Source organism: Hyphomicrobium sp. 2TAF46 (assembly GCF_052114865.1).
Lineage (GTDB): Bacteria > Pseudomonadota > Alphaproteobacteria > Rhizobiales > Hyphomicrobiaceae > Hyphomicrobium_B.
Map to the genome: position 1 here is coordinate 130,071 of NZ_JBFRFO010000008.1, position 13,709 is coordinate 143,779.

Consider the following 13,709-nt stretch of genomic DNA (forward strand, 5'->3'; position numbering starts at 1 on the left):
CATGGAAAGGCCGATAGTCAGAGCTGCCGTGGTTCAGGCAGCGCCTGTTCTTTTCGATACTTCAGCCACACTCGCCCGGCTCGAAAATCTGGTGCGCGAAGCCGCCGGGCAAAGAGCCGACATTGCGGTGTTTCCGGAGGCTTTCGTCGGAGGCTATCCCAAGGGTCTCGATTTTGGCGCCCGCCTTGGAATGCGAAGCGCCGAAGGCCGCGATGCCTACCGCAGATATTTTGAAAACGCGATCAAGGTGCCGGGGCCAGAATGCGCTCTGATTGGCGAGATGGCGCAGACATCTCGCATGCATCTCGTGATCGGCATAATCGAGAGGGACGGCGGTACGCTTTACTGCACGGCCCTCATGTTCGGACCGGATGGTCGTCTCCTCGGGAAGCATCGAAAACTGATGCCGACGGCATTGGAGCGCATTGTCTGGGGGCAGGGCGATGGCTCCACGTTGACTGTCGTGAACAGCGAGATCGGCCACATCGGAAGCGTCATCTGCTGGGAAAACTACATGCCGCTTTTGCGCATGGCCATGTATGCGCAGGGCATCGAGTTATATTGCGCGCCGACAGTGGACGATCGTGAAACCTGGTTGCCGACGATGCGCATGATCGCACTCGAAGGCCGCTGCTTCGTCCTCTCTGCGGGCCAATATCTTACGCGCGCGGACTGCCCCCAAACCTACAGCGAATTGCTTGGCGGCGAACCGCCCGCCGTTCTGATCCGCGGAGGCTCCTGTATCGTCGATCCACTTGGCAACGTCCTGTTGACCCCCGACTTCGATGGACCTTCGGTACGTGTTGCCGAACTCGATCGGCGCAAAATTCCGCGTGCCAAATACGATCTCGACGTCGTTGGACATTATGCGCGGCCCGACGTGTTTGCCTTGAGCGTCAATACCGCGACGCAAGCCCCGGTAAAATTCGAACCCCTTCCGCCAATCTGAACGAACGATGGCCCGACGGCAGTACCGTCATCCGCAAGCCGATGTCTCGGCAAATCCAGTCGTTCTCCGCTATAGTCGCCAGTAAGCACAGCCACGCGTCTGGCGGGGCCGGTTGAGCCGGACCTGAATGATGGCTGGTGTTGTCCGGCAAGTGTTTTGAGCGGGCGGAGACAGACTTTCAAAGGCCAGTTGCAAACGCCCGGAAGCCAGATATCTTCGCGGCTATATCGCAACTGGCAAAAGGAACTGTCCGCAATGCAGGCAGCGTTCAATTTTTCGCGTCTATCACTCAAGATAGCTCTGGCCGGCATGATGCTGGTCTCGGCGCTTTTCGTCGAGGCCCAAGCTCAGAAGACGGACACGACCACGCTCACCATCTTTGCGGCCGCGAGCCTCAAGAACGCATTGGATGGTGCTGCAGCCGCATATGAGAAGAGCACGGGCAACAAGGCCGTCATCTCATACGCCGGATCGTCGGCGCTCGCGAAACAGATCGAGCAGGCGGCACCGGCCGATATCTTCGTTTCCGCTGACCTCGATTGGATGGATTACGTTCAGAAGGCGAAGCTCATCAAGGATGACACGCGCTTCAATCTGCTCGGCAATCGCCTCGTTTTGATCGCGCCGAAGGACAGCACCGTTTCGCTCAAGATCGGTAAGGATTTTCCGCTCGCGGCAGCGCTCGGCGATGGTCATCTTGCAATGGCGAACGTGAAGTCCGTTCCGGCAGGAAAGTATGGCTCGGCAGCCCTGGAGAAGCTCGGCGTTTGGAAAGCCATCGAGCCGAAGGTCGCGCAGGCTGACAACGTCCGTGCCGCGCTCGCGCTTGTCGCGCAGGGCGAAGCGCCGTTCGGAATTGTTTACGAAACCGATGCCGCGGCGGAGCCCAAAGTTAAGATTGTCGACGTCTTCCCGGAAGACTCCCACCCGCCGATCATCTATCCAATCGCGATTATCGGCGCGACCAAGAATGGCGACGCCGCCAAAGCTTTCATCGACTATTTGAAATCGCCCGAAGCCCAGTCGTTCTTTACGAAGCAGGGTTTCACGATCCTCAAATAGCAAACGGTTCGAGCGACGGAGCGGCGAACGGAAAGGCACACCAGTGTTTGGATTTTCACCTGACGAGTGGAAGGCGATTGAGTTGAGTATGCGGGTCGCCACCGTTGGGACACTGGTTGGCCTGCCGGTCGCGCTTCTCGCCGCCTATGCGCTGGCGCGCTGGCGCTTTCCGGGCAAGATCATCGTCGATGGCATTCTGCACCTTCCGCTCGTTCTTCCGCCCGTCGTAACAGGGTATTTTCTGTTGCTGACATTCGGGCGGCAGGGTTTTCTCGGAAAGGGAATCTACGATCTCTTCGGCATAACGTTTTCGTTCCGATGGACAGGCGCCGCGCTCGCTTGCGGCGTCATGGGCTTTCCGTTGATGCTGCGCGCCATCCGGCTCTCGTTCGAAGCCATAGACCGCAGGCTCGAGAAGGCCGCGGGGACTCTCGGCGCCAACCCGTACTGGACATTCTTTCTGGTGACGTTGCCGCTGGCGCTTCCCGGCATTCTCGTCGGCGTCATCCTGTGTTTTGCCAAAGCGCTCGGCGAGTTCGGCGCGACGATCACGTTTGTTTCGAATATCCCGGGCGAAACTCAGACCATTCCTTCGGCGATCTATACGTTTACGCAAATTCCGGGCGGCGAATCTCAGGCGCTTCGGCTATCGTTGATATCGATCGCCATCGCAATGGTGGCGCTCATAGTGTCCGAAGTGTTGAACCGCCGCATCCAAAAGCGTATCGCCGTATTCGAATGAAAGGCTTGAAACCACTTCTGAGCGTCCGGACTTTGCAGAAGCGGCCGGACTTCACGCTCGATGTTGCCTTCGAAAGCGATAGCGCGCTCACGGCTTTGTTTGGTCCGTCAGGATCGGGGAAGTCGACCATCCTCAACATGATTGCAGGCATACTGCGCCCAGATAGCGGCCGTATCGTTGTCGCGGGCAACGTGCTGACCGACACGGACGCGCGGATCTTCATCCCCCCGCATAAGCGCCGCGTCGGCTTCGTCTTTCAGGACGCGCAGCTCTTTCCGCATCTGACCGTGCAGCAGAACATCAAGTTCGGGCAATGGTTCAATCGCGGCGAAAAACATACGCTGCCGCTGGATGCGATCGTCGACGTCCTCGGGATCGGAGCGCTGCTGAAGCGGCGCCCCGCCACGCTCTCCGGCGGCGAAAGGCATCGTGTTGCCCTGGCGCGGGCGCTCCTGTCCTCGCCGCACATTCTGCTTATGGACGAGCCGCTCGCCGCCCTTGATGACGCGCGCCGCGGCGAGATCATGGGTTTGATCGAGCGAATCCGCGACGAGTTTGCCGTCCCGATCGTTTACGTCACCCATCGCGTCGATGAAGTGCGCCGGCTTGCATCGCGTGTCATACGGATCAATGCAGGGCACGTCGTCGCCGTTGGCGACGCCGCCGAAGTGTTGGGCTCATAGACCACGCTTATGCGCGCGCCGATTGCGGCGGCTTCTTCGCGGGCTTCGGACTGCTCTTCCCGTTTTGCGCCAGGTGCTTTTCGATCGACGCCAGCGGCTTGGCGAAGGTGCTCAGCGCCTTCGCCTCCATGTCGCGATACTGCCGGACGAGATCGGCGCCGAACGGCGTCAGCTTTGCAGCGCCGCCACCGCGGCCGCCATGCTGGCGTTCAATCAGCGGATCGACGAACAGCGCGCTGAACTCATCCATCAAATACCAGGCGCGCTTGTACGACATGCCCATGGCCTTCGCCGCCTGCGCAATCGAACCGTGCTGACCGATCAACTCGAGAAGTTGAATCCGCCCGTGTCCGATGTAACGATCGCCATCAAAGTCGATGCGGATCTTTATGACAGTCATTTGCTTCCGCTCCGCCTTTCAAAAACCGATCCCGGCGGCGTCTCCCGCAGGACCCCGCCGCCTCTATACTTGGTAAAATCCTAAACCAAAACCAATCTTGACCGCCAACCAATATGCTGAGTCCCTTCGCAAATTGCGGCCGAAAATATGGCGCTCGAGGTCTGCGCTGCCGAAACTCAATGCAATCGACTCCTCAAGCGAACAGATCGATGAGGCGTCGCTAGCGCAAGGTCAACTCCTGAACTAACATCAGCAACGTATACGCGGTGATGGGGCGCGAGGGGTGAAACTCATGGCCTCAGCCTTGGCGTGGCAATCGGAGGAGTGAGCACACATGATGCCCAGCCGGAAGACACTTGTTATATCCGGAGCGTTTCTTTTGCTTGGCGGTTTTGCCGTCTCAGGCGATCCGCTTAAGTCCGTCGGCGAAGGAGAAGGTCAGCTCGATATCGTCGCCTGGCCCGGTTACGTCGAGAGGGGCGAGTCGGACAAGAACTACGACTGGGTGACAGGCTTCGAAAAAGAAACGGGCTGCAAGGTCACCGTCAAGACGGCGGCGACCTCGGACGAAATGGTCACGCTGATGAATCAGGGCGGCTTCGACCTTGTTACGGCGTCGGGTGATGCCTCTCTGCGCTTGGTCGCGGGCAAGAAAGTCCAGCCGATCAACATCGATCTGGTGCCGAGCTGGAAGACGCTCGATCCACGGCTGCAGAATGCGCCTTGGCACACCGTCGATGGCGTTCATTACGGCGTTCCCTATCAGTGGGGACCCAACGTGCTTGCCTACAACACCAACGTTTTCAAGGAAGCGCCGAAGAGTTGGTCGATCGTATTCGAGGAACAGAACCTCCCCGACGGCAAGAGCAATAAAGGCCGTGTGCAGGCCTATGACGGCCCGATCTACATCGCTGACGCCGCTCTCTACCTCAGCAAGAAGAAGCCGGAGCTCGGCATCAAGAATCCTTACGAGCTGAACAAACAGCAGTACGATGCGGCCATCGCGCTGCTTCAGGCGCAGCGCGGTCTGATCGGCCGCTACTGGCATGATGCAACTGTGCAGGTCGATGACTTCAAGAACGAAGGCGTCGTTGCTTCATCGGCGTGGCCCTATCAGGTGAACCTGCTGCAGGCTGACAAAAAGCCGATCGCCTCGACGATCCCGGAAGAGGGAGCGACGGGCTGGGCCGACACGACGATGCTGCACGTCGATGCCAAGCATCCGAACTGCGCGTACAAGTGGCTCGAGCATTCCTTGAACCCGAAGCTTCAGGGCGATCTGGCCTCGTGGTTCGGTTCGGTACCGACAGTCCCCGCCGCCTGTAAGGGCAACGCGCTGTTGACGGACGCGGGCTGTGCCACGAACGGCTATGAAAACTTCGACAAGATCTGGTTCTGGCGCACGCCGACGGCGAAGTGCGAGAAGGAAAGCTCTTGCGTGCCGTACTCACAATGGGCGAAAGACTACATCGCCATTCTCGGTAAGTAATCGACATTCCCTGCGGTCGGCCGCTTCTGGCTGGCCGCAGGCATCCGATGAGTTTCATGTCTCCAGCAGTTCGCTTTCAAAACGTATCGCGTCGCTTCGGCTCCGTGCGTGCCGTCGACGGCGTGTCTCTCGACATTGAGCCGGGCGAATTCTTCGCCCTTCTCGGCCCATCCGGCTCCGGCAAGACGACATGTCTTCGCCTCATCGCCGGCTTCGAGCAGCCCGATGAGGGCCACATCGAAATATTCGGCGAACGCGCCGACGGCGTCCCGCCCTATAGACGCAACGTCAACACCGTATTTCAGGACTATGCGCTCTTCCCGCACATGACCGTTGGCGAGAACGTCGCCTATGGTCTGATGATCAAGGGCGTCGGAAGGGCTGAACGGGAAGCGAAGGCGAAAGACGCCCTCGCAATGGTCAAGCTCGCGGGCTACGAGGTCCGCCGCACGGCGCAACTTTCGGGCGGCCAGCGCCAGCGCGTGGCTCTCGCCCGCGCCTTGGTCAACGGACCGAAAGTCCTCCTGCTCGACGAGCCGCTTGGCGCGCTTGACCTGAAGCTGCGCGAACAGATGCAGGAGGAATTGAAGACGCTTCAAACCAGCCTCGGCATCACATTTGTTTTCGTGACGCACGATCAGGGCGAAGCGCTGTCGATGGCCAATCGCGTCGCGATCTTCAATGAAGGCAAGATTGTCCAGGTCGGCACGCCTTCCAGCGTTTACGAACGCCCTGCATCGCGCTTCGTCGCTGATTTCGTCGGCTCGTCGAACGTGCTGCCGCCGGAGTTCGCGGCCGCCCACGGCGGTCACGCCATGTGGACGAGCCTGCGACCCGAAAAAATCCAGGTCTCGTCCAAGAACAACTTGGTCCCGGCCGCATGCGCTCACGCGACGGGAACAGTCACAGCAATCAGCTATCAAGGCGCGGTGACGCGCATCACAGTCGCGACTGGAAAGCAGGCGCTGATAGCGGCAACGCCGACAGGAACGGACGTCCGCAAGGGTGACAGCGTCACTCTCATCTGGCCGAAATCCGCAATGGTGGCAATGGGAGAGGACGCGTGACCGCCGCCGTTGCAGAAAGACAAAGAGGGATCGGCAGCGCGATCTCGGACGTCTTCTTCGTGCGTCCGCAACTTCTGACGTTCCTCTTGCTGATGCCGCCGCTTCTCTGGATCGGCGTCGTCTATATCGGTTCGCTCTTCGCACTGCTGCTGCAGAGTTTCTACTCGCTCGACGACTTCTCAGGCGTGGTCGTTCACGAATTCACGCTGTCGACGTACAAGCAGCTGTTCGAAGCGTCGAACGCCCAGATCATTCTGCGCACCGTCACCATGGCGGCGCTCGTCACCGTCACAAGCGCGATCATCGCGTTCCCGATCGCCTACTACGCAGCACGATACGCGCGCGGTTGGAGCAAGGCGCTGTTCTATCTCGCGGTGATGATGCCGCTTTGGTCGAGCTATCTGGTCAAGGTCTATGCCTGGAAGCTGATCCTCGCCAAAGAGGGGATCATCACCTGGTTCGCAAACGTGCTGCATCTCAGATGGCTGCTCGACGGCATTCTGGCGTTGCCCATCGTCGGCGGCCCGTCGCTGTCGTTCAGCTATCTCGGCACGTTCCTCGTCTTCGTCTACATCTGGCTGCCGTACATGATCCTGCCGACGCAGGCGGCGCTCGAACGCGTTCCGGTAAACTTCATCGAAGCGTCCGCCGATCTCGGCGCCGATCCTCGCCAGACCTTCCGGACCGTGATTTTCCCGCTCGCGCTTCCCGGCATCGTCGCCGGATCGATCTTCACGTTTTCCTTGACGCTCGGCGACTACATCATCCCGCAGATCGTCGGCAATTCCCGTCTCATGATCGGGCAGGCCGTCTACACGCTGCAGGGGACCGCCGGCAACATTCCACTCGCGGCGGCCTTCACCGTCGTGCCGATGCTGATCATGGCGGCCTACCTCTGGATGGCGAAACGCATGGGGGCTTTCGATGTCCTCTAATGCCAACCGCTCGACGCCGTTTGGGCTTCGGATCGCCGCAATCGCCGGATTGCTGTTCCTCCATCTGCCGCTGGCGCTGATCTTTCTTTACGCCTTCACGACCGAGGAAAAGAGCTTCGAGTTTCCACCACCGGGCCTCACCACAAAGTGGTTCGCAACCGCGTGGACGTCGCGGCCGGATATCTGGCCGCCGCTCTATCTATCCCTGCAGGTCGCGGCCATTGCGACCGTGCTCGCCCTGATATTCGGAACGCTCGCAGCCGCAGCCCTTTCGCGAACGCGCTTTTTCGGGCGCGAAACGATCTCGCTGCTTTTCGTTCTGCCGATTGCGCTGCCCGGCATCATCACCGGCATCGCGCTCCGCTCCGCCTTCGACATCATGAGCATACCGTTCTCGGTCTGGACGATTATCCTTGGCCACGCGACGTTCTGCATCGTCGTCGTCTATAACAATGCGGTCGCGCGATTTCGCAGGCTCAACGGCAATCTCGTAGAGGCGTCCATGGATCTTGGCGCCAACGCTTTTCAGACCTTCCGTCACGTCATCCTTCCGCAAATCGGTACGGCGCTTCTCGCGGGCGGCATGCTGGCGTTCGCGCTCTCGTTCGACGAGGTGATCGTCACGACGTTCACAGCCGGGCAGCAAACGACGCTGCCGATCTGGATGCTGGGTGAACTCATTCGGCCGCGGCAGAGGCCGGTGACGAACGTCGTCGCCGTCTTCGTATTCATCGTAACGCTCTTGCCGATACTCGCAGCCTACTACCTGACGCGAGAAGGCGAACACACGGGTGGCTCTTCGAAATAGCGGACTTGAGACTGGAGGATAAGATGCTCGACACCAATATGCTGATCGGCTCCGACTTCGTCGCCGGAACGGACGCGCCGGAACCCATCGTTAACCCGAAGACCGAAGAGGTCATCACCAATCTGCCGGATGCTTCTGCTGCGCAGGTGGATGCGGCAGTCAACGCGGCGGCGAAGGCTTTCAAAACCTGGTCGCAGACGACGCCGGTCGAACGTTCGACCCTGCTCTTGAAGCTCGCCGACGCGATAGAACGCGACGCTGAAAGCTTCGCGGCGCTCGAAGCACTGAACACCGGCAAGCCGCGCATCCGCGTCTTGCAGGACGAGATGCCAGCGGTCGCGGACTGCTTCCGCTTCTTCGCGGCAGCCGTTCGCAACATGCACGGACCCGTCGCCGGCGAATATCTGGCCGGTCATACGTCGATGATCCGCCGCGATCCCGTGGGCGTCGTCGGATCCATCGCACCCTGGAACTACCCGCTGATGATGGCGGCCTGGAAACTTGGCCCGGCGCTGGCTGGCGGCAACACGATTGTTCTGAAGCCTTCCGAGCAGACGCCGCTGACGCTTCTGAAGCTCGGTAAGATCATCGCCGACATTTTTCCCGAAGGCGTCGTCAACATCGTCGTCGGCAAGGGGTCAACGACTGGCTCGGCGCTGATCAATCATCCGAAAGTCTCGATGGTATCGCTCACGGGCAGCATCGGCACCGGTCAGAAGGTGCTGCAGGCAGCAGCGTCCAACATCAAGCGCACGCATCTCGAGCTCGGCGGCAAGGCGCCCGTCATCGTATTCGACGACGCCGACATCTCGGCCGTTGTCGAGGGCGTGAAAATTTTCGGCTACTACAACGCTGGTCAGGATTGTACTGCCGCGTGCCGTATCTACGCGGGCAAGAAAGTCTACGACAATCTCGTTGCCGATCTCTCGAGCGCAGTGAACGGTCTGAAGTACAATCTGGCGAACGACGACGAGAACGACATCGGCCCGCTGATTTCCTCCGCTCAGAAGGCGCGCGTGCAAGGCTTCGTCGAACGGGCGAGCCAGCAGAGCCACATCACGGCGGCCGCAGGTGGCAAGCCCGCAGCCGGAAAAGGCTTCTTCTTCGAGCCGACGGTCCTCGCAGGCGCCACGCAGAACGACGAGATCGTGCGCAAGGAAGTGTTCGGCCCCGTCGTCTCGATCACGCCGTTCGACGACGCCGACGAAGCCATCGCCTGGGCCAACGACAGCGATTATGGACTGGCGTCTTCCGTTTGGACGCAAGACATCGCGAAGGGCATGAAGGCTGCGTCTCAGCTGCAATACGGCTGCACCTGGGTCAACACCCATTTCATGCTGATCAGCGAGATGCCGCACGGCGGTCTGAAAATGTCGGGCTACGGCAAGGATCTCTCCATGTACGCGCTTGAAGACTACACCGTCCCGCGTCACGTGATGGTGAAGCTGTAGTTTCACTTTCGCAGAGCAGCACCGGATGCCCGTCCGGCCTGTCAACTGGCGTGGCGGCGAGGTCAAGTTCGCTTTTCCGCCGCCCCGTAGTGTTTTCAAAAATGGCAAGGAAGCGGTCGAAAGGCCGCTCCTCAATGAAGCACTTGGGATTGAAGGCCAGGAATGACGGGCACGGATGAGCTGACACACGAAGAGCTGCTGCAGCGGTTGCAGGTTTTGGCTGAGCGCGCTGCGAAGCGCTACGGCCTTTCCAATGACTGCACCCTCAAGCTGATCAACGTCTCCGAGAATGCAACCTACCGTGTCGAAAGCGGCTCGGGACAAAAGTGGGCGCTGCGCGTTCACCGCGAACGCTATCATTCGCGCACCGGCATTGCCTCGGAACTCGCATGGCTTTCGGCTCTTCGCGAAAACGCCGGCGTTACGACCCCGACGGCGGTGAGGGGCCTCGACGGCGAATTCATTCAGACGGTTGCGGTCGAAGGGCTGGCCAATCCGCGAAACGTCGTATTGTTCCAATGGGAGGATGGCGCCGAGCCGGCACAGACCGACGTCGCCGGTTTCGAGCTGCTCGGCGAAACCGCGGCCCGCATGCATGCGCATGTTCGCAAGTGGCAGCGGCCGCCCTGGTTCGAGCGCTTCTCATGGGACTTCGAAACCAGCCTCGGTAGTCGTCCCCATTGGGGCAACTGGAAGAATGGGATGGGCATGACGCCGGAGGCGTTGGCGGCCATCACTGAAGCGGTTGCGCTGATCAAGCAGCGACTCGAGAATTTCGGCCAATCACCCGATCGCTTCAATCTCGTGCACGGCGATATGCGTCTCGCCAACCTGCTGATGGATGGGCCGACCGTTAAGGTGATCGATTTCGACGACTGCGGCTTCTCCTGGCTTCTTTACGATTGCGCGACGACCGTTTCGTTTTTCGAGCACGCGCCCGAGGTGCCGGAGCTTCTGAAAGCCTGGGTACGTGGCTATCGCCGGATCGGCGCGCTGAGCGACGCGGAAGAAAACGAGATCGCGACATTCGTCATGCTCCGCAGGCTTCTTCTCGTCGCCTGGATCGGTTCGCATTCGGAAACGGAGCTCGCGAAATCCATGGGTGTTGAGTACACGGCGAGTTCGATTCCGCTTTGCGAGCAGTATCTTTCTCGCTATGGCAACGCTGCCAAAAACGACGCTGCTGCACCGCGAAAAAAGGGCATTCTGGGCCGTATTTTCGGCTGAATGCTGCACCGCAAATAAGCAATCGGCGTGCATCAATGCCGAATAATTCATCGCGCTTGATGGTTGACCCGCGAGCCGCTTCTGCTAGCTTTTTTCTCCGTGATATTCGCACCTGCGCACCAGGAAACGATGGGACTGGGGATTATCGACTTTGCAGCGAGTGGCGCCGCGACCTCCATCGGGAAGGCGGCTGATCCGTCTGTTCTCGCTTCGGCCGCGACCGGTATCGTGAAATTCATCGAGCGGCAGCGTGGTGACGTCGATCGCATTTTCGGTAGCGCTGGCATTTCACCTGAGATGGCCGGCTCGCCAACGCTGCAATTGAGTCTCAGCTCCTACTGTCGCCTGTTCGAGGAAAGCGCCAGGCTGACGCGTAACGATAACTTCGGCCTGTGGTTCGGTAATGCGTTTGATCCACGGGACCTCGGCCTTTGGGGGTACGCGTCGCTTTCCGCTCCCTCGCTCGGCGTTGCTCTCGAAACCCTCGTCGAACTCTTTCCGCTGCACCAGCAATCGTCATCGATGGCGCTCAATACGTCATCCGACGGCTTGGTGAGATTGGAATATCGAGTCGACGCGCCGCAGATCGTCGAACGCCGCCAGGACGCGGAACTGTCGCTCGGCATGTTCCTCAATCTCATTCGTGAAGCGATGGGCCAGAGCTGGGCGCCGGAGGAAGTTCACTTCGAACATCCAAAGCCCGAAGGTTGGCGTGAGCACGAACGCGCCTTCGCAGCGCCGGCCTTTTTCTCGCAGCCGACGAATGCCATCGTCTTCCGCCCGCAGATCCTGAAGCAGGTCATGCCGGCAGCTGATCCGCGGCTCATGTGCGCGATGAAACTGTGCCTCGAAAGGCTTTCAGAGCGTCGCGATGTGCGTTTCAGTATCACTGACCGTGTACGCAGCGCCGTGCGCGCCAGATTGCCGGAAGGCTTCCCGCAAATCGAATGCGTCGCCGCCGAGCTGCGCCTGCCACTCTCGACCATTCAACGCGAGCTTCATTACGACGGGCTGAGCTACAGCAGCCTCGTCGAAAACACGCGGCGGGACCTGGCCCTGTCCTATGTGCGCCAGCGCCAGCTCTCCTTCTCGGAAATTGCCTTCCTCGTCGGCTATTCTGAGCTCTCGGCGTTCAGCCGTGCCGTCCGCCGGTGGACGGGCCTCTCTCCGCGCGCGCTCCGCGCGGAGGTTCTACGCAATCAAATCTGATCGACGACTGGTCTAAGGCTTGCGCAAGGCGCTAGGCCTGCGCGATCGCATCCATGCTCTCGGGCAGGATCTGACCGCCGTCGACGATGATCGTCTGCCCGGTGATATAGGCGGCTTCTTTGGAAGCAAAAAACAGCGCCGCGTAGCCGATGTCTTCGACCTTTCCGAGCTTCTGCAGTGGAATGGAAGCCGCCGCCGACTTTTCATACTCAGGTCCGAGCGCGGCGAGCCCTTCCGTTGCGATATTGCCCGGCAGCACCGCATTGACGGTAATGCCGTATTTCGCGAACTCCATGCAGGCCGTGCGCATGAAGCCGAGCTGTCCGGCCTTCGTCGCACCGTAGTGAGCCCAGCCCGGAAAGGCGGTGACTGGTCCCGTAATCGAAGAGGTGATGACGATGCGTCCCTGATCGGACTTCTTCAGATACGGCAGGCAGGCCTTCACCGAGAGGAAGGTTCCCTTGAGGTTCGTATCGGAAACGAAATCCCAATCTTCCGGCGACAGTTCCTCGATCTTGGTTTGTGGGAAAATGCCAGCGTTCGCGCACAGGATATCGATGCCGCCGTAAGTCCGCGCGGTGGCTTCGGCGAGCATCTGCATGTCGCCCATGCTCGTGATGTCGGCAGCAAAGCCCATCGCCGTGCCGCCGTCGACGCGAAACTGCTCCGCTGCGGCCTCGGCTTCGGCGAGATTGCGCGAGACGACGACGACCTTGGCGCCGCTCTTCGCAAAGACGCGGGCGATACCCTTGCCGATGCCCTTGCTTCCACCCGTGACGATGACGGATCGGCCTGCGATAGACGTGAGCATGAACAAAATCTCCTAAGCGACGTGTTTTTTGTCTTGTTGAAGTCTCAGCTATTGCGAGTTTTCTCTAAATCGCGGCTTTGCGGTTGCGCGTGAGAAGCAGCATCGCCAGGTAGCCTCCGAAGAGAACGATTGCGGCGGCCGCCGTCGATATCGTTCCGAGGACGGGGACACCGGGCGTGTAGCCCGCCACCATCTTTGCGTAGAGATATTTGGGCAGCGTGTTGTCGGCCCCTGTCGTGAATAGCGACAGCGGGAAGTTGCCCCAGGACAGCAGGAAGGCGAACAGGCTTCCCGAGAAAATGCCTGGCATGAGAACGGGCAGCGTCACCTCGCGGAACGTCTGCCATCGCGATGCGCCGAGATCCGTGGCTGCTTCTTCGAGAGACGGATCAAACGAATAGACCTGGATCGCCATGACGAGTGTCACAACGGGTGCAATCCAGACGAGATGCGCCAGCACCGCCGTCTTCCAAGACAATGTGAAGCCCAAGGCGTTGAACCAGAGAAGCAGCGCGAGGCCGAGAACGGATTGCGGAAAGAAGATCGGCAGCAGAATGAACTTCTGATAGAGCTTTCGGCCGCGCCAATCGTAACGGGCAAAGGCGAGCGCGCCGAAGAACCCGAGCACGACCGCGATCACAGTCACGACCGCCGCGATCGACAGCGACGTATAGGCCAACGACCTCACTTCGAGAGAGTTGATCGTCTTGGACCACCAGTCGAAGCCGAAAGCCGTGATCGGAAATGTGAAGTAGCGGCTGGCCGTCATCGAAGCGATCAGGATCGTCGCGCTCGGAAGAAACACGAACATCAGGACTGCGGCTGTCCAGACCCCAATAAGAATATGACGAACGCTGTAATTGTTGTCGGACATCG

14 protein-coding genes are annotated in these 13,709 nt (G+C 59.9%); 11 read left to right on the plus strand and 3 right to left on the minus strand.

Translation table 11 applies throughout. The annotated features are described in order from the left end of the window. The first annotated feature begins 1 nt into the window (after nt 1). From AB4Z24_RS17280 to modC, 4 genes are all read left to right on the plus strand, one after another. On the plus strand, nt 2-949 hold the full coding sequence (locus AB4Z24_RS17280) for a carbon-nitrogen hydrolase family protein (RefSeq protein WP_441710285.1): 948 nt from the start codon (nt 2-4) through the stop codon (nt 947-949). A 255-nt stretch (nt 950-1,204) separates the two neighbouring features. Beyond that, the gene (gene modA / locus AB4Z24_RS17285) at nt 1,205-2,011 is read left to right on the plus strand and encodes a molybdate ABC transporter substrate-binding protein (protein ID WP_441710287.1); all 807 of its coding nucleotides are present in this window, start codon (nt 1,205-1,207) and stop codon (nt 2,009-2,011) included. A 43-nt stretch (nt 2,012-2,054) separates the two neighbouring features. Next, entirely contained in the window at nt 2,055-2,753 is a 699-nt protein-coding gene (gene modB, locus AB4Z24_RS17290; protein WP_441710288.1) for a molybdate ABC transporter permease subunit, read from the plus strand. After that, nucleotides 2,750-3,436: a molybdenum ABC transporter ATP-binding protein gene (modC, locus tag AB4Z24_RS17295; protein WP_441710289.1), complete on the plus strand. Its 687-nt coding sequence runs from the start codon at nt 2,750-2,752 to the stop codon at nt 3,434-3,436. The genes modB and modC overlap by 4 nt, the downstream gene beginning before the upstream one ends. Nucleotides 3,437-3,443: 7 nt before the next feature. Here the strand turns inward: modC and AB4Z24_RS17300 are convergent, their stop codons facing one another. Beyond that, entirely contained in the window at nt 3,444-3,836 is a 393-nt protein-coding gene (locus tag AB4Z24_RS17300) for a winged helix-turn-helix domain-containing protein (protein WP_441710290.1), read from the minus strand. Nucleotides 3,837-4,173: 337 nt separating this feature from the next. Between AB4Z24_RS17300 and AB4Z24_RS17305 the strand changes: the two genes are divergently transcribed. The 7 genes from AB4Z24_RS17305 (at nt 4,174) to qhpR (ending at nt 12,022) form a co-directional block, all read left to right on the plus strand. Further along, nucleotides 4,174-5,325, plus strand: coding sequence for an ABC transporter substrate-binding protein (locus AB4Z24_RS17305; protein WP_441710451.1), 1,152 nt, complete (start codon nt 4,174-4,176; stop codon nt 5,323-5,325). Between the two features lie 56 nt (nt 5,326-5,381). Beyond that, nucleotides 5,382-6,392: an ABC transporter ATP-binding protein gene (locus tag AB4Z24_RS17310; RefSeq protein WP_441710291.1), complete on the plus strand. Its 1,011-nt coding sequence runs from the start codon at nt 5,382-5,384 to the stop codon at nt 6,390-6,392. 29 nt (nt 6,393-6,421) lie between these two features. Next, a complete protein-coding gene (locus tag AB4Z24_RS17315) occupies nt 6,422-7,327 on the plus strand; it encodes an ABC transporter permease (RefSeq protein ID WP_441710452.1) in 906 nt (301 codons plus the stop codon). Then, nucleotides 7,317-8,135 (plus strand): ABC transporter permease, encoded by an 819-nt coding sequence (locus AB4Z24_RS17320; protein ID WP_441710292.1) that lies wholly within the window; start codon nt 7,317-7,319, stop codon nt 8,133-8,135. Before AB4Z24_RS17315 ends, AB4Z24_RS17320 begins: the two co-directional genes overlap by 11 nt. 23 nt (nt 8,136-8,158) lie before the next feature. After that, a complete protein-coding gene (locus AB4Z24_RS17325; protein ID WP_441710293.1) occupies nt 8,159-9,586 on the plus strand; it encodes a gamma-aminobutyraldehyde dehydrogenase in 1,428 nt (475 codons plus the stop codon). 162 nt (nt 9,587-9,748) lie between these two features. After that, complete coding sequence (locus AB4Z24_RS17330; protein WP_441710294.1) at nt 9,749-10,813, plus strand: phosphotransferase enzyme family protein; 1,065 nt, start codon at nt 9,749-9,751, stop codon at nt 10,811-10,813. 129 nt (nt 10,814-10,942) lie between these two features. Continuing rightward, nucleotides 10,943-12,022, plus strand: coding sequence for an AraC-like transcriptional regulator QhpR (qhpR, locus tag AB4Z24_RS17335; protein WP_441710295.1), 1,080 nt, complete (start codon nt 10,943-10,945; stop codon nt 12,020-12,022). 31 nt (nt 12,023-12,053) lie between these two features. Here the strand turns inward: qhpR and fabG are convergent, their stop codons facing one another. Both fabG and AB4Z24_RS17345 read right to left on the minus strand, forming a co-directional pair. Then, entirely contained in the window at nt 12,054-12,833 is a 780-nt protein-coding gene (gene fabG, locus AB4Z24_RS17340) for a 3-oxoacyl-ACP reductase FabG (protein ID WP_441710296.1), read from the minus strand. A gap of 64 nt (nt 12,834-12,897) precedes the next feature. Then, complete coding sequence (locus tag AB4Z24_RS17345; protein WP_441710297.1) at nt 12,898-13,707, minus strand: ABC transporter permease; 810 nt, start codon at nt 13,705-13,707, stop codon at nt 12,898-12,900. Between the last annotated feature and the right edge of the window lie 2 nt (nt 13,708-13,709).

Excerpts from the sequence above, each read along its gene's own strand:
- AB4Z24_RS17280 (WP_441710285.1), top strand. The coding sequence starts at position 2 with ATGGAAAGGCCGATAGTCAGAGCTGCCGTGGTTCAGGCAGCGCCTGTT.
- modA (WP_441710287.1), top strand. The coding sequence starts at position 1,205 with ATGCAGGCAGCGTTCAATTTTTCGCGTCTATCACTCAAGATAGCTCTG.
- modC (WP_441710289.1), top strand. The coding sequence starts at position 2,750 with ATGAAAGGCTTGAAACCACTTCTGAGCGTCCGGACTTTGCAGAAGCGG.
- AB4Z24_RS17300 (WP_441710290.1), bottom strand. The coding sequence starts at position 3,836 with ATGACTGTCATAAAGATCCGCATCGACTTTGATGGCGATCGTTACATC.
- AB4Z24_RS17305 (WP_441710451.1), top strand. The coding sequence starts at position 4,174 with ATGCCCAGCCGGAAGACACTTGTTATATCCGGAGCGTTTCTTTTGCTT.
- AB4Z24_RS17310 (WP_441710291.1), top strand. The coding sequence starts at position 5,382 with ATGTCTCCAGCAGTTCGCTTTCAAAACGTATCGCGTCGCTTCGGCTCC.
- AB4Z24_RS17320 (WP_441710292.1), top strand. The coding sequence starts at position 7,317 with ATGTCCTCTAATGCCAACCGCTCGACGCCGTTTGGGCTTCGGATCGCC.
- AB4Z24_RS17325 (WP_441710293.1), top strand. The coding sequence starts at position 8,159 with ATGCTCGACACCAATATGCTGATCGGCTCCGACTTCGTCGCCGGAACG.
- AB4Z24_RS17330 (WP_441710294.1), top strand. The coding sequence starts at position 9,749 with ATGACGGGCACGGATGAGCTGACACACGAAGAGCTGCTGCAGCGGTTG.
- qhpR (WP_441710295.1), top strand. The coding sequence starts at position 10,943 with ATGGGACTGGGGATTATCGACTTTGCAGCGAGTGGCGCCGCGACCTCC.
- fabG (WP_441710296.1), bottom strand. The coding sequence starts at position 12,833 with ATGCTCACGTCTATCGCAGGCCGATCCGTCATCGTCACGGGTGGAAGC.
- AB4Z24_RS17345 (WP_441710297.1), bottom strand. The coding sequence starts at position 13,707 with ATGTCCGACAACAATTACAGCGTTCGTCATATTCTTATTGGGGTCTGG.